Genomic DNA, 16,508 nt, shown 5'->3' with positions numbered 1-16,508 from the left:
GCAACAAAAACTGCTCTTCTCACGTAAAGAGTAATATAAACCCGTTTAAGAAAAAACAGAGCGGGTAATAAGTTTTATACAACGTCTTACATATCTCAAGGGGGAGATTAATAATGTTTAAGAAAAAGTCAGCGTATGTGTTACCGGTTGTTGTTCTGTTGTTTCTTTCCCTCATTACTTCTGCAAGTACCGTTGGAACACGGGTAGATGCGCAAGATAGTGACAAGACCCAGCATCAAACAGTTTACTTTCATACTATTGAATCCGACCATGGCAAGCTCTCCGGTATGACCGATGAAATAAACTGGTATCAGGGTGCTGATGCCGATCGAATCTTTGCTGAAAGAGATCCAGAAGCTGCAGCAGAAATAGGCGGAGCTCCAGACAGTTATTATATTGTAAATGATGTTGATACTCTGACAACTTATCCGATTGCGGATAACGCCACAGTGACGATGCAAATTTTTGATCACACTGGCAATATGGATGACTTGGATATCAACTGGAATGAGTCCATCACCTTACAGCAATTTATGGATCAATTTAATAAAACGGATGTCATCGACTTGAGCCAGTTCCCGTATCACATCACCATTCAGGACGGCGTAATTACTTCTATCGTTCAACAATATATACCTTAAGGTGCAACATAAGAAAGAGGGTTACTCAGCAGCCATGTAAATGGCTTATGAACTGCACCCCGTCAAGTAGACAGCACAAAAAATAAAAGTAGTTTAAGCGGCCTTAGTCCTAAATTCAATGGGACTGAGGCCGTTTAGTTTTGCCTGTAACCGTTCGTTATTGTAAAAATGAATGTAGGTATCAATATCTGTTTGGAGTTCTTCAAAGGTCTGGTAGGAATGTAAGTAGTACTTCTCACATTTCAATGTTCCCCAGAAGGATTCCATCGGCGAATTGTCAATGCAGCAGCCTACTCGGGACATGCTTTGCTTCAGTTCTGCATCGTCCAGCATCTTTTTAAAATGCAGAGAGGTATACTGAAAACCACGGTCGCTATGGAGTAAGGTTCGGCTCTCCGGTGCTGCCTTCAAAGCTAATTCCAGTGTGTTAAAAACTAGCGAATTATTATTGGAATGACCCAGAACGTAAGCAACAATCGACTTGTCATACAGATCTTTTATTGCACTTAAATACGCCTTCTTGCCGTTTCCGTATTTGAATTCCGTTACATCCGTTACCCATTTTTGGTTTGGAGCTTCAGCCTCAAAATTACGGTTCAGCACATTCTCTGCAACCTGCTGCGGCGTGGAGCCTACATACTTCTTTTTCTTTCTGCGGATGACTGACTGGATGCCTTGGCATCTCATCAGCCGGTACACTCGCTTTGCGTTAATAGATTTATCCATTTGTCTGCGCAAATGCAGGGTCAATTGGCGATACCCAAAGGTTCGTTCCACCTTCTCATACAAGAGGAGCATAGCCTCTGTCAGTTTCTCGTTGTCTGCCTCTCGAGAACTGGGTTTGCGATTCAACCATTTGTAATAACTTGACCGTGAAATCCCTGCGATGTCACACAAAAGCCGAATGGAGCAAGACTGTTCCTGCTGAACGGCCTGAATGGCCAGGTAGATGTTCACCTGGCGAATGGTCCTTAACGTCTCCTCCTTTCGAGTTCCTCTAACTTTTTTAGAAAAGCATTCTCCGCACGCAGGCGTGCATTCTCGTATTCCAGCTTTTGCATCGCGAGTTTGTGGCGATCTGCTTCCGTAAGTTCTTCAGGCGCTTTAGTGCGTCCTCTACCGTCTCGTAACGCCTCTTCACCACCAGCTTCGTACTTCTTTACCCAGCTATATACTTGTTGGTAAGACACGTGAAAATGGCTTGCCGTCTTCGCATAGTCTTCTCTGTTCGAAAGGCAGTACAGCACGATATTTATCCGTTCCTGCCAAGTGGTTACGCGTCCTTTGGTCATAGCTTTAGTTCCTCCTGAATGAGCTGTTAAGCTGTTGCTATGACCATTATACTTCCTAATCCAGTTGGCGAGTTGGGTTGAACTTGCAATCTTATACTTGCAGATGATTTGGTTTTGCGACAATCCTCCCTCGAGATAGTCCTTAACGGCATGGAGTTTAAGTTCTGCAGAATATGTACGATTGTAGCTTCGGACTTCCAGCCCTTCGTATCCATACAATTGATAACGTTGCCGCCACTTCACTAATGAGTTTTTGGATATTCCATACTTCCGGGCCGCAGTTTTCAAACCAATGTCGCCCCGTTCAATTTCTTGGAGAATCGTTAACTTTTCCAGTGCTGTAAACTTCTTTTGTTCCATAAAAATGCTCCCCATACAGCGACAGGTTTTTATTATTTCACCTGTCTACTATATGGGGAGCATATCATTATAAGTAACCCTCTTTTTTTATTTCCTTAACGAATTATTGTTTAGCTGCATCCTTAACGGGAACCCCAAAATTCGGCGTACCATCTTCATTCCAATGGAAGACTTGAGCACGAGTATGACGGTTCGGATCGTACAGCGGATCGCCGGTAATTTCTTTATAATTGCGGCAGTGGTAGATGAGTACATCTTCCCCATTTTCATTTACAGTAAAGCTGTTATGACCCGGTCCATATTGTCCATTCTCTTCATTGGTCTGGAATACCGGTTCCGGCAGTTTGGTCCATGAAGTGGCATCCAGCAGGTCGCTGTCCTCATCTGCAACTAAAAGTCCCATGCAGTAATTGAAGTCCGTAGCGCTAGCCGAGAAGCTGATAAAGATACGGCCGTTACGTTTAAGCACTGCAGCTCCTTCGTTTACCTTGTACCCAATAATCTCCCAGTCATATTCAGGAGTAGCAATCATGGTCTGAGGACCGGTTAGCGTCCATGGATTACTCATTTCCGAAATATACAGGTTAGAATTCCCCTCAATATTCAGATCCTTCTGTGCCCATACATAATACAATTTTCCTTTGTGTTGAAAGGTGGTTGCATCCAATGCAAAGGATTCCCAAGCGGTTTTTACCTGGCCTTTTTCTACCCATGTTCCTTCTAAAGGATTGGCAGATTCATTCTCAAGAGCAAACATACGGTGATCGAATAATCCATCCTTCGTCTCCGTAGTACGCGCCGCCGCGAAATAAATGTACCATTTCCCGTCAATATAATGGAGCTCTGGTGCCCAAATGTTTGCACTAAGCGGACCCGTCTCATATTTACGCCAAGCTACAACCGGTTCTGCAGCAGCCAATCCCTCGATTGTTGTTGCTCTCCGAACTTCGATCCGGTCGTATTCTGGGACAGAAGCAATAAAGTAGTAATAACCATCTGTATGTTTATATACCCATGGATCAGCTCGTTGCTCCACCAATGGATTTTTATATTCTACACTCGTATTCATAATCTCTCTCCTCTATTTAAACTTTAACAATACAGAACCATGCTGTGGAAGAGTTTGAGAAATACCTTCGTTAACCACTTCCAAATCGCGGCTCTGCCATAGATCACGTATAGTATTAGGAATTGAAACCTTAAGCTGCTCGAACGACACCTGAAGCGTTAAAGCTTCATCGCTAAGATTAAACAAAGCTACATAATGGTTACCTTGTTCATCCTCAGATGTCCAGATCGCATGCTCCTCATTTAGCGCCACCTGTCTGCCGCCTTTACCATAACGATGCAGATGAAGCACTTCCTTATTGGTCAATAAAGATAATGTCCAATCATCATTGTCCCGAAGTTCTCCTCCAAACATTAACGGGGAGCGGAAAATACTCCATAGTGTCATCATGGTGACCTGCTCGTCATGAGTAAACCGCGTGAACCGGTCTCCCCCGCCATCTACAGAACGAATGCCCAGATGACCTAACGGAAGCATGTCACAATCCGGCCAATGGCCCGGCTGCACATAAGGAGCCCATTTCTCACAGCGCTCAAACATCCCGCGCAGCAAATGCCAATGATCCCAGTAATCATCGGTCATTCTCCAAAGGTTAGCGTGTCCGGCTAAGTGTTCAGCCTCTTCCACTGGAGCAGGTCCAGGCGAAAGACTGAGCACCATCTCGCGACCACTGCGGTCAATAGCCTTACGGATCATAGCAACTTCTTCTTTGTGATATCCATAAATGCGTGAAGCGGCAATATCATCCACTTTCACATAATCCACACCCCAACTGGCATACAACTGGAACAGCGAGTCATAATACGCCTGACTGCCTTCTTTTGAAGCATCTACTCCATACATATCCGTATTCCATGGACAAATAGAATTTGGGTGAGCCACATCGCGTGCGGTTTGCTCAGATCCTAGAATGGCACTGGCCGCATGAGCAGCCTGACGCGGGATTCCGCGCATAATGTGTATGCCGAATTTCAAACCCAATCCATGTACATATTCAGCGAGTGGCGCAAACCCTTTGCCTCCCGCTGCGGAAGGAAACCGGTTCTCAGCAGGTTGAAGTCTGGAGTACTCATCCATAACCAGCGGTACAAAGTTGCGGTACTGCGAAGAATTCGCTCCAGGCTCATACCACTGAATATCCACAACTACATATTCCCAACCAAAGTCCTTCAAATGGGTAGCCATATATTCTGCATTGCCTCTTACTTCTTCTTCATTTACACTGGCCCCGTAACAATCCCAACTATTCCAGCCCATCGGGGGCGTAGCAGCTAACAAATTTTGTTTGATGATTTTCACGTCCTTTTCAAAAACTTAGTATTCACTCCCAGCGAGGTGCCAAGGGATAAGGGCAAGTAGAGTCCTGCAATCTTGTTCTTACCTCTACAAGACAGCCACAATAACGGCAAGTGCTACCAAATTGCAGGCCAGAGCAATCTCGGCAATGTTCAATACGCTGCAAATATTGCTCCTCCGGTGCTAAAGGTCTTTCTCTAGTGGCTATTTCTATTAAACGCTCCAATTTTTCTGGGCTTATTCTCATGTTCTCATCACAGCTTTTGCAGCGACGGTTTTTTTCTTGGTTCTCTGACATGATGTTATTCCAGAGTCAAGACTACCACGGAAGCAGGTGGAAGCTCACAGCTCAGCTTTTCACCTAATAAAGACGCACCCTCAAAAGCTACTGGAGTAACTGTATCCGGTGCCTCAAATGTATTGTGCGCTCCCAGCACGGAATGCGTTAAAATCTGACCTGTCACTTTGCTAAAGCTAACCTCTTCAATACCAATACTTAGCGATGCGCTGTCCTTATGGCTCAGGTTACAGAGTGAAACATATACTTTGCCATTCGTATCACGAGATGCAGAAACGCTAATCTGTGGAATTGTAAGCTCCCCAAACGTATAATCAGGGCTCTCAATAGTAACTTCAAGCAGTTCATTATCCTGATGCTCTTTGTACATTTCAAATACATGATAGGTAGGCGTTAGAATCATCTTGTCGCCCTCCGTCAGGATAAGAGCCTGCAGTACATTGACCACTTGAGCCAAATTCGCCATTTGCACACGACTGCTATGCTTTTGGAAAATATTCAGCGTTACCCCTGCTACCAATGCATCTCTGAGTGTATTCTGCTGATACAGGAACCCTGGATTCGTACCAGGTTCACTTAAGAACCAGGTTCCCCACTCATCTATAATCATTCCAACCCGCTTATCCGGGTCATATTTATCCATAACCGCTGAATGTTTAGTAATCAATTCATCCATATGCAAGGTTTTTTGCATAGTCTCAAACCATTCGGCTTCATCAAAACCTAAAGCGTAACGTTTCTCTTCCCAGCTTCCAGGAATCGTATACGAATGAAGACTGAGACCATCCATAAACCGTCCAGCTTCGCGCATTAGCACTTCCGTCCAATTATAATCATCAACGTTGGCGCCACCAGCGATTCTATAGATCTGATTTTCACCATAATTGCGCACATATGTCTGGTAACGTCTGTACAAATCTGCATAATATTCTGGACGCATATTGCCGCCGCAGCCCCAGTTCTCATTACCTACACCAAAATACTTCAACTTCCACGGCTCTTCACGCCCATTTTCACGACGCCAGTCCGCCATCGGTGATTCGCCTTCAAAGGTCATATATTCAACCCACTCCGACATCTCCTGAACAGTGCCACTGCCAACATTCCCGCAGATATACGGTTCACAATCCAGCAACTCACATAATTCAAAAAATTCATGCGTCCCAAAATGATTATTCTCGACGACACCGCCCCAGTGCGTATTCACCATCCGCTTACGGGTTTCTTTTGGACCAACGCCATCCTTCCAATGATACTCATCGGCAAAACAACCCCCCGGCCAACGAAGGACAGGAATATTAACTTTTTTGAGTGCTGCTAGGATGTCATTGCGGAAGCCCTTGGTGTTCGGAATCGGTGAATCTTCCCCCACATAGATCCCGTCATAGATACATCTGCCCAAATGCTCAGCAAAATGACCATATAGATATTTGCTGATCTTATTAATTCCTTTACCTGCATGTAGCTTGATCGTAGTCATCTATTCTCTTCTCCATTCTTTTGCTTACCCCAGATGGAAATTCCATTTTCATTTAATCCAGTAAATACAAGGGTCTGAGTTTCTTTCTCCCAATCCCATGACGGAAGCAATTGCACCTTCTCTATCCGGCCTTCACCCTCGACAACATCATTCCAGACCAAGGTCAGGACTCTGCATCCATCAAAAGACCAGCTTCCCTTTCCATTCGCACCTTCCAGCTTAAAGTCAGAGGATAGACTTATGACGGCAGACTGAATCTGGCCATCCGCTGAGGGGTCCATTACAATCCATTCCCACTGTCCTGCGATTAGCTGTTCTGGAATATCCTGTTCCACTTCACCCGCATACCGTTCTGGAGATACAACAGGCCAACCATCCTCTGTCCACAGAATTCGACGAACCTGTAAATAGGACCAATGTTTATCGATTTCACCACGTGCATGATGAACTATATAATAGCTGCCATCCTCATGAAGAACTGAGTTATGGCCGGGAGCTATCCAACCTGGATCTTGTCCAAAGCGATAGCCACCCAGTATTTTATTGCCGACCTCATATCGGGGTTGATGCGCACTATCAGTCATATCTCGTCCGTTATAATCCACATATGGGCCGGTAATAGTATCTGCACGAGCGACACGAACGTTATAATCCTCAAACAGGGAGTCATAGGAGACGAACAAATAGTATTTTTTGAATTGCTCGTTATACACTATGTACGGTCCTTCAACTGCTCCATCTTTAATGGTATTATCCCGTTTAGCGATCAGCGTACCAAAACCTTCTTGCTTCGGTTTGCCCGTTTCCGCATTCAGCTCAATGATATGAATTCCACCAAAAAAAGAACCATACACCATCCACATTCGCCCATCTGCATCCGTAAGCACATTGGCATCAATCGCATTCAGTGAATCTTCAGCACGCGTCTGAATCACTACACCTTCATCGGTCCAAGGTCCCTCAATAGAAGCTGAAGTTTGAAGTCCGATTAGCGATTGTCTACTTCCGAAAGATGAGGCCGAGTAATACATTCGATACTGTTCACCGTATTTCACCACATCGGGTGCCCATAAATTAGTAGCCCCTGCCCATTCCTTCGCAACTTGGGGAATTCCCGGCAGCGCATAATGAACCCATTCCCAATGGATAAGATCCTGTGATTTCCGAACCATTACGCCTGGACGTAATTCTCCTCCGACTCTTATGTCCGTAGAAAAAACATAGTAACCCTCATCTGTTTTAATAATGCCTGGATCATGTGTGTTGTGAATCGTCCATAAAGACTCGATATCAATCACTGATAGATCATACATTGGCATGTTCCCCGGGGAACTTGGAAAGACAAGATCTGATGTTTTTTTTACCATTAAATTATCACCTCAGAAATAGCAACAGATTGAACAGCAATAAATATTAAATTTAAAATGAAAAAATATGTATTCGCTTACAATATAAAATAACATATATAAAAAGCCTTGTAAATATATTTCTATAAACCTTTTTATATTTATATGAAATTAAACTCGAAATAAATGAATTAGGGCGAAATAACAGCCTTTTTCTTTAGACTAATTCTTTATATGTTTAAATTTTACTAAATCAAATAAAAATCATGCCAAAAATCCCTCTTATATTCGTACATTCTACAAAATAAGGAAGTATACTTTATTTATATGCCTTATTAGTTTATAATTTTATAAAATAGTATAATTTATGACGTAATCGGAAGAAGGTATTGATAAAATGATCTATATTAAAGATTTAATGAGTGGATTAGAAATTTTTAAGGCACTAAGCTCAGAAATCAGAATTCTCATTTTAGAGCTCCTTGCCACCAATCAAGCCTTGAACCTGAATGAAATTGCCAAGAAACTGAACCTCAGCAACGGCGCCATCACCATGCATATTAAAAAGTTAGAAGAAAGCGGTCTCATTGAGATAAACACATCAGTGGGTAAGCACGGTATTCAAAAGGTCTGCTATTTAAATAAGGACAAGCTTATTGTTGACCTTCGCAGCAAGGATGTTGATAATCTTTACGAAGTAGAAATTCAAGTAGGTCATTACAGCAACTATCAGGCTGTTCCAACTTGTGGACTGGCTACCAAAGACAGCATCATCGGGGATTTCGACGAGCCGCGTTATTTTGCAGATCCGCAGCGAATTGAATCCGAAATTATTTGGATGGCTGAAGGGTTCCTCGAATATAGAATTCCGAACTACCTTAAAGCCAACCAAACGTTCCGCGAAATTCAGTTCTCGATGGAGATCGGCTCTGAAGCTCCTGGGTCTAACGATAACTATCCGTCCGACCTTTATTTCTATTTAAATGGAATTGAAATCGGATTCTGGACTAGCCCTGGCGATTTCGGAGATACCCGGGGAACATTTAACCCCGATTGGTGGCCTCCGCACCTAAACCAATACGGTATGCTGAAGCTGATCCGTATCAATAATGAAGGCAGCTTTATTGATGGCTGTCGGATTTCTGACGTGACCCTTGATGATATCCAATTGGATTACAAGAGTGAACTCACTTTCCGTATCGCAGTAACCGACAAACCTACAAACAAACGTGGACTCACGATTTACGGAAAACATTTCGGCAATTATAGCCAGGACCTACTGGCACGTGTGTTGTATGATGTACATGAAGTTGGAGAGGGCCTCCCTCGTAACGCTGTTATAATAGCAGAGTAACAACCCCGCTTAAATAAAAAGACCCTAGATTCAGCTAACGCTGATTTAGGGTCTTTTTGTGCTTCGTATATTTTTTCGATATTGAACCATAATAACTTTGTCTCCCAAACCACCGAGAAGGAGTGTTTCGAATGCGTGAAGGTCTAATTCCCGCTGTTCTTGGAACCGTCGTAACCGCTTCTAGCGCCGCTTTTCTTGGAAGCAAGTATAAGATGGCAGCAACAGGCGTACTTGGATTTGGTCTGGCTCATGTCGTATTGGGTGCCATTGATCTGTTTGAGCATCGGTAAGGATTGGAAGATGCCGGGTGGTATGAACACTGCCCGGTTTATTTTGTATTTCTTATGTTGGCGCAATTACAAGCTGCTCCAACAGATGATGTCATAAAAAAAACAGCGCTTCTCCTGATATCGGAGAAGCGCTGTTTTTGTTTGGGGCGCTGGCTGGTTGCTCCAACCTTGTCTCCATCATCTCACGTATCTCACGTGGCTTACGTGGCTTACGTGACTTACGCGGCTTAGCGGCTTACGGACCCAGATGACGTTATTTGCATATTTTTAGCTCTTGGAGCATGTTTTCGGACTCCAGTGACGCTATCCATTGGAAAAAGACCAATATTGGACGTTTTTCAAGCCAATAGCTGCAATGGAGTCCGATAGCACCCAAAATATTGGAAAATGCTGCGTATAAGGTCCGCTGGGTCCGATCGCTACTACTAATACGTATATCTGATGGTAGTTGTGCATGCATGCGTGTTGGGTAGTGAAAACCCACACGCTTCCGTAAAGGGTAATGCATGAGCATTCGATAGCGGGAATCCACACGCTTCCGCAATCGGTAATGCATGAGCATTCGAGAGCGGCAACCCACACGCTTCCGCAATGGGCATATATGAGCATTCGATAGCGGGAACCTACACGCTTCCGCAAAGCGGTAATGCATGAGCATTCGATTGCGGGAACCTACACGCTTCCGCAAAGCGGCAATGCATGAGCATTCAATTGCGGGAACCTACTTGTTTCCGGCAGCGTCAACTTATGTGCTTCCAACAGCAGCATTCCACTCGCTTCCCCCAGTAATAAGCTAAAGTCAAAAAAAGGGGCTGTCCCAGCAGCTATTTTCATAGCTTATGGGACAGCCCCTCTTAACATTTTGAATAATTATTTTATAGCTACATAAAATAATCGTTCAGCATCATCTTCTGCCTCTACCCACTCGAAATCGGCGTAGATCTTCACATCACTAAACCCAGCCTTAAGCAGCTCTTCCTTCATCCAGTTAGGATCGTAGGCGCGCTGAATATGGGTCTCTTCGAATCGGCGATAGCGATCGCTATGTCCGTCTTCACGGGCAAAAATGGACAGATGATGTTCAATTTCGCGGCGTGGAACATCCATCTCACAAGTCCAAATATAAGAAACAGATGGCTCGTCCAGAATAAAGGGCTGTTCTTCTTCATAACGAATTAGTGTGTTTGGATGATGCACATCGAACAGGAAGGTTCCGCCTTGCTTTAACCCTGCATAGGTACTAGCAAAAACAGCGCTGATGTCATCCTCTTCCAACACATAATTCAGACAATCACAAAAGGAAATTACAGAATCCACCAGCTCCGGAAGCTCCCATTCCTTCATGTTTTGTCTAATCCAACGAACACTGCCTTCGCGCAAAAAACGCCGTCCCTGGGGATGCTCCTCCATTTTGCGCTGTGCCACTGAGAGCATATCAGAAGATAAATCGATTCCGGTCATATGATATCCTGAACCCGCCAAAGGAATTGTAATACTTCCTGTTCCGCAGCCAAGCTCGGCTACAGTTAACGGTTTGCCGTATTTACTCCATGCGGCTTCAGCAAAGGATATCCAATCTGGATACGGCATATCTGCCATAAGCTCATCGTATACATAAGCAAATTTCCCATAGGAAGACACAATTACACCGCTTTCTATAACAACATTTTATAAATTCCGTCTATTGAATCGTAGCTTAATCCGTCGTTTCTTCTTGCCCTTCGGTTGTTCCTTCTTCATTCTCCTTAGCAACAAGATACGTCCAGTTCTCTTTTTGAGTAATATGGCCTTCCTTCATCAGCTTCCCAAGTGCACGCTTGAAGGCGGATTTACTGATTCCGAACCGTTGTTTGATAATATCTGGCGGCGTAGCATCCGAATAAGGCATCGCTCCACCTGGACGAGCATGTAAGAACTCCAAAAGTGCGGCGGAATCTACATCCATCCCCACTTCTTTACGAAGACCCATAGAAAGGTTAACACGTCCATCTTCACGGATATGAGAGACACGTGCTTCAAACTGCTCACCAAGACGCAGCAGACGGCTCCGCTCCGAGGAATGGACCATACCGATAATCCCAAAGCCTAGCACACCCGCATCCACAAGTACAAAAGTACCCATTTGCAGCGGCTTATACACTCGGGCTGTTACAGTCTGTCCCATCCAAGATTCAGGTGCAGGCAGAGCTAGAGGAGCAAGCTCCTGTTCTCCGGCCAGCTTGGCACGCAGACGCCCCTGTTTATCATGCTCCATGATCGCAAACACATAGTCCCCAACCTGCGGACGCAGCTCTGGAAGCTCTGGAAGCTCACGGATAGGCAGCAGCAGCTGACGTCCAAGACCCATCTCCAAAAAGCAGCCCAGACGCGGATGAATATCAGCCACTTCCAATAACGCCATCTCGCCCAGCGTCAGAAATGGTTTTTTCATCGTTGCCGCAAGACGGTCCTCGGTATCAAAGAAAATGAAAACTTCAACTTTATCGCCGGCTTTTACCTTCTCTGTCAGCTCCGTATAATGCAGCATAACATCCTGGTCTCCAGCATTCAGAAAAAATCCGTATGGGGAAACTTCCCGCTCTACATGAAGTGTAACCGTAGTTCCTGCAATCAGGCTCATACAGTCTCCACAACCTTGGCATCGGACCACAGACGCTCGATATTGTAATATTCACGCTCATCGCGGTGGAATATATGAACGATAACATCGCCAAGATCCATCAGCACCCAGCGTGCTGAATCCATGCCTTCAATCCCTTTGATCACTCCGCCTGCTTCATGAACCACTTTACGGACTTCGGTAGCGATCGCCTGTACCTGAATATCCGAGTTACCGTGACATACGATAAAGTAATCACTGATTGGTGAAACATTACGTAGATCTAGTGCCACGACGTTCATTGCTTTTTTATCTTCAACAGCCTTAAGGGCCAGTTCTAACAGCTTGCTTGGTTGTACACTCATATTTTATCCTCCAATATTCTAACTAAATCATTACGCGCCAGTACCGTTAAGGGGAAAATCACCCGGCGTTTCTCCAGTAACAAACTAATCGTAGAATCGAACCCAGCGACTAATCCTTCTTCCAAACTTACTTGTGCCTTCTCGCGTATCTTATCAACCCCGGGAAAATCACGCCCAGGCTCGATGTAGTCAGCTAGGCAGACGATCTTTTCAAGTAAACTCATGTCTTCACGGCCTGAGGTATGGAAACGAATCGCATTGATAATATCAGGATCCGTAATCCCATAGTCTTTCTCAGCTACAAAGGCGCCTACTTCCGAATGCCACATCTGCTTGTCATACACCAGAAGATCCAAATTTAATTGATTTTGTTCAATGATCTCCTTCATACGCTCAACCGGCCAATACTTAGCCACATCATGCAGAATTGCTGCTGTCTCTGCACGCTCAGGGTCAGCACCATATTGCTTCGCCAGTTGAATAGATGTCTCCATCACGCCGAGTGTATGCTTCCAGCGCTTATCAGGCATCTGTGCGGAGACCGCTTCAATCAGTGCTTCGCGGCTGTATGCCATACAATCCACTCCTTTGAACATAATCGAACACTGCCTCTGGAACCATATAACGAATAGATTTACCTGCTGCCGCCCGTTCTCTTAACATCGTTGACGAAATATCAACCAGTGGCATATCTGCAAGCAATACCTTTTTTGCTATAAAGTCTGGCAATGCATCTAGATCAAGAGGTGTCCCCGGACGACCCACACCAATAAATGTAAGCCGCTGCACCAGTTCTTCAATCTCGTTCCATTTCGGCAAATACTGGACCATATCCGCTCCAATGATGAAATAAAGATCGAAATGCGGATACTCCTCTTGCAGACGTCTTATGGTCTCATAGGTATAGGAGACGCCACCTCTGACCACTTCCCAATCTAATGTGCAAAAAGCTTCGTGATTCTTCACCGCTTCCTGCACCATGGCTAGTCGGTCTTCTCCAGATACACCCGCCTCATGTTTATGAGGAGGGATATGTGAAGGCATAAACCATACCTCTTGCAGCCCATAAGTATCTCTTGCGGCTTCCGCTGCCATCATATGACCGATATGAAGAGGATCAAAGGTACCTCCCATAATTCCAACTTTCAAGAGGACGACCTCCTCGGTAAGGTATACTTACAGCTATTAACGCGGCAGCTCAATGGTTTTGTTATCACGTGATTCTTTGTATAGAACGACAGTCTTACCGATCACTTGCACAAGCTCAGAACCCGATTGTTCAGCCAGAGCAGCACCGATTTCCTTGGGATTCTCAATATTATTGCTCAGTATACTAATCTTCATAAGCTCGCGCTTCTCAATAGCTTCTTCAATATGGCGTACGAGGTGATCGTTTACTCCACCTTTGCCCACTTGAAAAATAGGATCGAGATGATGCGCCAATGAACGAAGATACCGTGTTTGTTTACCAGTTAACATAAATGAATAACTCCTTAATTAACATATATTATTACCTATTATTACCCTAACTTGATGAATCCATTTCTTACTCATTTCCACCCAAACAATCGAGAATAGTCTGCCGCATGATTTCCGTAGGTGCAGGCTTCCCTGTCCAATACTCCAGAGCATAAGCTCCCTGATAGACAAACATACCAAGGCCTCCATGAATCGTACAGCCCCGTTCGAGTCCTTCCAACAATAGCCGCGTGCGCAGCGGATTATAAATCAGATCGCTTACGACCATTCCTTCACGAAGCAGTCCAGGATCTATCGGTGTCTCATCCATATGAGGATACATACCTACGGAGGTAGTATTGATCAGCACGTCTACACCACTTAGCATTTCTGCTACTTCGTTCATGCTAATCCCGATGACATTCCCTTTGCTACGGCATTGTGTCGCCAAATCCTCTGCCTTATCAACACTGCGATTAGCGATAATGATTGAAGAAGGCTTCTCCTGAAGTAGTGCGGCAACAATTCCTCTTGCTGCTCCACCGGCCCCGATAACCATAATCTTCACACCAGACAAATCAGAAATAGCTTCCGCTTTGAGCGAACGCACATAACCGATCCCATCCGTATTATATCCGGTGAGCACTCCGTTATCATTAACAATCGTATTGACTGCACCAACGGCTACTGCACTCTCATCTAATACATCCAAATATTGCATCACCGCAACCTTATGCGGAATCGTCACATTCACTCCACGGAAACCAAGCGTACGGATCGCTTGCACCGCATCGCCCAGCTTCTCCGGGCGGATGTGAAGCGGTACATAAGCACCCGGAATTCCCAGCGCTTGCAGCGCTGCTTCATGCATAATTGGAGATTTGGATTGTATAATAGGATCTCCCATTACACCGAGTAGAATATTACCGCTATTGTAGCCTTCGACTGCAGTTGTAGACAATAGATTATCCTCCCTCGTTAAATCATCGAAGGGCGGGTAAGCACCTTCACACCACGCGGAACATGAATGGCCACAACTGCACCTTCAGTTCCATTAACCTTAATCCAGCCCAGACCCGAAATATACAGATCGGCTCTGCTGCCCCGGTTAATCCGGAACTCATGCCGCTGCCAAGGTGGCAGCTTGTCCATCCGGTCACTTCCCGGTGGAGACAGCATTTCACCGCGATGATCCTGATAGAGGGAATCTGCGCGTTCCAGCTTCGTGCGATGGATTTTTAAAGTACCACTAATAAAGCAAGTGAAGGATTGATGCGGGCCTTGTACGAAATCAAAACGTCCCAATCCACCGAAGAAAAGAGTCTGTCCTTCGTTCAACTGATAGACTGTCGGCTTCAAAGGATTGGCAGGCATAACTGCATCCAGATCCTGACGCTCAACTAATTCACTATAACGCCAAGGATACACAATCCCTGGAGTATCTATAATGTAGTGGCCGTCATCCAGTGGAATTTTGACCGTATCGAGTGTTGTGCCAGGGTAACGTGAAGTCGTTAACTCCTGCTCTAAATCGCTATAGTCCGAAATCAGACGATTAATAAGTGTGGATTTGCCCACATTGGTAGCACCTACTACATATACGTCGCGTTGACCGCGCAACTCCGTTACGGCTTCCAGCAAACGGTCAAAACCTTGATTGCGTTTCGCACTGCAAAGTACGATTTCAGCCGTCCGCAAGCCTTCCTCTTTACAGCGCTGCTGCATCCAGTTACGCAACTTGTTCCAGTTTGTAACCTTCGGCAGCAAGTCACATTTATTCACTGCAAGAATAACAGGGTTATTGCCAACAAACCGCTGCAGGCCGGAAATCAGACTGCCTTCGAAATCGAAGATATCGACAATATGAATAACAAGCGCATTCTTCTCTCCTACTCCACTCAGCAGGCGAAGAAATTCATCCTGATTCACCGAAACAGATGAAGCCTCATTATAATTTTTAATCCGGAAACAGCGTTGGCAAATCACCGGGTCCCGTTCAAGTGCAACCTCCGGAAGATATCCTGGTTGATCCTTATGCTCCGTCTGAAGCTTGATGCCGCAACCGCTGCACTTCTCAGGACGCTGTGTTTCGCTTTGTTCGTTCATTACTATTTATCCTCCTCGTGCCACAATCCTTTTTTGCGAAGCCGTGTCAGAGCAACCCGCTCTACCCGGCGATTAAACCTTGTGCCGAACCCCTCGTCCTTGACGGAGATTGGCAGTACCAAAACAGTATACAGGCCAAGGCGATTGCCGCCGTATACATCAGTAAGCATTTGGTCTCCCACCACAATCGTTTGTTCAGGGGGCAGCTCCATCTGCTTCATCGCTTTGAGAAAAGGAGCATTACTCGGTTTACGAGCTTGGTGCACAAATTCAATATTAAGCGGTGTTGCAAAGCGGGACACCCGTTCCATGTTATTGTTAGATACGATGATGAGCTTAAAGCCCAGTTCCTTCACCTTTTCGAACCATAACAACAGCTCCGGAGTAGCCACAGGCGCTTTGGCACCGACCAGTGTGTTATCCAGATCCGTGATGATTCCGCGATATCCCTGTCTATACAGCTCGTCCAGAGCAATATCGAATACCGTATTCACCCGGAGTTTGGGAACTAACATTTCAAACAATACGTTCACCTCGATTTCATACAAAAAACT

Annotated in this window: 19 protein-coding genes; 3 read left to right on the top strand and 16 right to left on the bottom strand. The window is 45.1% G+C overall.

All coding sequences use genetic code 11. From position 1 onward, the window contains the following. Positions 1-113 precede the first annotated feature (113 nt). Positions 114-641, top strand: a complete 528-nt coding sequence (locus MHH46_RS07855; protein WP_076130705.1) for a hypothetical protein — start codon at positions 114-116, stop codon at positions 639-641. Positions 642-734: 93 nt separating this feature from the next. Here the strand turns inward: MHH46_RS07855 and MHH46_RS07850 are convergent. The 6 genes from MHH46_RS07850 to MHH46_RS07825 all read right to left on the bottom strand — a co-directional run bounded on the left by MHH46_RS07850 (position 735) and on the right by MHH46_RS07825 (position 7,755). Then, a protein-coding gene (locus MHH46_RS07850) for an IS3 family transposase (protein WP_143762803.1) occupies positions 735-2,293 on the bottom strand; the annotation gives its coding sequence in 2 pieces (ribosomal slippage) (positions 735-1,660 and positions 1,660-2,293; 1,560 coding nt in all). A gap of 103 nt (positions 2,294-2,396) precedes the next feature. After that, entirely contained in the window at positions 2,397-3,362 is a 966-nt protein-coding gene (locus tag MHH46_RS07845; RefSeq protein WP_076125166.1) for a family 43 glycosylhydrolase, read from the bottom strand. Positions 3,363-3,374: 12 nt separating this feature from the next. Continuing rightward, a complete protein-coding gene (locus MHH46_RS07840; protein ID WP_076125487.1) occupies positions 3,375-4,652 on the bottom strand; it encodes a glycoside hydrolase family 27 protein in 1,278 nt (425 codons plus the stop codon). A 31-nt stretch (positions 4,653-4,683) separates the two neighbouring features. Further along, positions 4,684-4,956: a DUF6171 family protein gene (locus tag MHH46_RS07835; RefSeq protein WP_076125168.1), complete on the bottom strand. Its 273-nt coding sequence runs from the start codon at positions 4,954-4,956 to the stop codon at positions 4,684-4,686. A 4-nt stretch (positions 4,957-4,960) separates the two neighbouring features. Continuing rightward, positions 4,961-6,436 carry an alpha-N-arabinofuranosidase gene (locus MHH46_RS07830; protein WP_076125169.1) on the bottom strand — a complete coding sequence of 492 codons (1,476 nt, stop codon included), beginning with the start codon at positions 6,434-6,436 and terminating at the stop codon, positions 4,961-4,963. After that, on the bottom strand, positions 6,433-7,755 hold the full coding sequence (locus MHH46_RS07825; protein ID WP_405132624.1) for an arabinan endo-1,5-alpha-L-arabinosidase: 1,323 nt from the start codon (positions 7,753-7,755) through the stop codon (positions 6,433-6,435). The genes MHH46_RS07830 and MHH46_RS07825 overlap by 4 nt, the downstream gene beginning before the upstream one ends. 424 nt (positions 7,756-8,179) lie before the next feature. On the opposite strand from MHH46_RS07825, the gene MHH46_RS07820 reads away from it, so the two are divergent. After that, positions 8,180-9,136, top strand: a complete 957-nt coding sequence (locus tag MHH46_RS07820) for a transcriptional regulator (protein WP_036675692.1) — start codon at positions 8,180-8,182, stop codon at positions 9,134-9,136. A 131-nt stretch (positions 9,137-9,267) separates the two neighbouring features. Continuing rightward, on the top strand, positions 9,268-9,426 hold the full coding sequence (locus tag MHH46_RS07815; RefSeq protein ID WP_036675694.1) for a hypothetical protein: 159 nt from the start codon (positions 9,268-9,270) through the stop codon (positions 9,424-9,426). Between the two features lie 672 nt (positions 9,427-10,098). On the opposite strand, the gene MHH46_RS07810 is transcribed toward MHH46_RS07815, so the two are convergent. The 10 genes from MHH46_RS07810 to MHH46_RS07765 form a co-directional block, all read right to left on the bottom strand. Next, entirely contained in the window at positions 10,099-10,260 is a 162-nt protein-coding gene (locus MHH46_RS07810; protein WP_175619980.1) for a hypothetical protein, read from the bottom strand. Between the two features lie 36 nt (positions 10,261-10,296). Next, positions 10,297-11,067, bottom strand: a complete 771-nt coding sequence (locus MHH46_RS07805) for a class I SAM-dependent methyltransferase (RefSeq protein WP_038569469.1) — start codon at positions 11,065-11,067, stop codon at positions 10,297-10,299. A gap of 55 nt (positions 11,068-11,122) precedes the next feature. After that, positions 11,123-12,046 (bottom strand): S1 RNA-binding domain-containing protein, encoded by a 924-nt coding sequence (locus tag MHH46_RS07800; RefSeq protein ID WP_076125173.1) that lies wholly within the window; start codon positions 12,044-12,046, stop codon positions 11,123-11,125. Then, on the bottom strand, positions 12,043-12,390 hold the full coding sequence (gene rsfS / locus MHH46_RS07795) for a ribosome silencing factor (RefSeq protein WP_036675699.1): 348 nt from the start codon (positions 12,388-12,390) through the stop codon (positions 12,043-12,045). The genes MHH46_RS07800 and rsfS overlap by 4 nt, the downstream gene beginning before the upstream one ends. Further along, positions 12,387-12,965, bottom strand: coding sequence for a bis(5'-nucleosyl)-tetraphosphatase (symmetrical) YqeK (gene yqeK / locus MHH46_RS07790; protein ID WP_076125176.1), 579 nt, complete (start codon positions 12,963-12,965; stop codon positions 12,387-12,389). The genes rsfS and yqeK overlap by 4 nt, the downstream gene beginning before the upstream one ends. After that, positions 12,937-13,539, bottom strand: a complete 603-nt coding sequence (locus MHH46_RS07785; protein ID WP_076125178.1) for a nicotinate-nucleotide adenylyltransferase — start codon at positions 13,537-13,539, stop codon at positions 12,937-12,939. The genes yqeK and MHH46_RS07785 overlap by 29 nt, the downstream gene beginning before the upstream one ends. 36 nt (positions 13,540-13,575) lie before the next feature. Continuing rightward, on the bottom strand, positions 13,576-13,869 hold the full coding sequence (yhbY, locus tag MHH46_RS07780; RefSeq protein ID WP_036675703.1) for a ribosome assembly RNA-binding protein YhbY: 294 nt from the start codon (positions 13,867-13,869) through the stop codon (positions 13,576-13,578). A gap of 67 nt (positions 13,870-13,936) precedes the next feature. Further along, a complete protein-coding gene (aroE, locus tag MHH46_RS07775) occupies positions 13,937-14,809 on the bottom strand; it encodes a shikimate dehydrogenase (RefSeq protein WP_076125180.1) in 873 nt (290 codons plus the stop codon). Between the two features lie 17 nt (positions 14,810-14,826). Further along, complete coding sequence (gene yqeH, locus MHH46_RS07770; protein ID WP_076125182.1) at positions 14,827-15,954, bottom strand: ribosome biogenesis GTPase YqeH; 1,128 nt, start codon at positions 15,952-15,954, stop codon at positions 14,827-14,829. 2 nt (positions 15,955-15,956) lie between these two features. Next, a complete protein-coding gene (locus tag MHH46_RS07765) occupies positions 15,957-16,478 on the bottom strand; it encodes a YqeG family HAD IIIA-type phosphatase (protein ID WP_036675921.1) in 522 nt (173 codons plus the stop codon). Positions 16,479-16,508 lie beyond the last annotated feature (30 nt).

This window comes from Paenibacillus sp. FSL H8-0175, from assembly GCF_045040615.1.
GTDB classification, from domain to species: domain Bacteria; phylum Bacillota; class Bacilli; order Paenibacillales; family Paenibacillaceae; genus Paenibacillus_AQ; species Paenibacillus_AQ odorifer.
The sequence above is the reverse complement of the archived record's forward strand: the minus strand, read 5'-3'. Positions and strand labels throughout refer to the sequence as shown.

Coding starts and splice junctions, on each gene's coding strand:
- MHH46_RS07855 (WP_076130705.1), top strand. CDS start 114: ATGTTTAAGAAAAAGTCAGCGTATGTGTTACCGGTTGTTGTTCTGTTG.
- MHH46_RS07845 (WP_076125166.1), bottom strand. CDS start 3,362: ATGAATACGAGTGTAGAATATAAAAATCCATTGGTGGAGCAACGAGCT.
- MHH46_RS07835 (WP_076125168.1), bottom strand. CDS start 4,956: ATGTCAGAGAACCAAGAAAAAAACCGTCGCTGCAAAAGCTGTGATGAG.
- MHH46_RS07830 (WP_076125169.1), bottom strand. CDS start 6,436: ATGACTACGATCAAGCTACATGCAGGTAAAGGAATTAATAAGATCAGC.
- MHH46_RS07825 (WP_405132624.1), bottom strand. CDS start 7,755: ATGCCAATGTATGATCTATCAGTGATTGATATCGAGTCTTTATGGACG.
- MHH46_RS07820 (WP_036675692.1), top strand. CDS start 8,180: ATGATCTATATTAAAGATTTAATGAGTGGATTAGAAATTTTTAAGGCA.
- MHH46_RS07815 (WP_036675694.1), top strand. CDS start 9,268: ATGCGTGAAGGTCTAATTCCCGCTGTTCTTGGAACCGTCGTAACCGCT.
- MHH46_RS07810 (WP_175619980.1), bottom strand. CDS start 10,260: ATGAAAATAGCTGCTGGGACAGCCCCTTTTTTTGACTTTAGCTTATTA.
- MHH46_RS07800 (WP_076125173.1), bottom strand. CDS start 12,046: ATGAGCCTGATTGCAGGAACTACGGTTACACTTCATGTAGAGCGGGAA.
- rsfS (WP_036675699.1), bottom strand. CDS start 12,390: ATGAGTGTACAACCAAGCAAGCTGTTAGAACTGGCCCTTAAGGCTGTT.
- yqeK (WP_076125176.1), bottom strand. CDS start 12,965: ATGGCATACAGCCGCGAAGCACTGATTGAAGCGGTCTCCGCACAGATG.
- yhbY (WP_036675703.1), bottom strand. CDS start 13,869: ATGTTAACTGGTAAACAAACACGGTATCTTCGTTCATTGGCGCATCAT.
- yqeH (WP_076125182.1), bottom strand. CDS start 15,954: ATGAACGAACAAAGCGAAACACAGCGTCCTGAGAAGTGCAGCGGTTGC.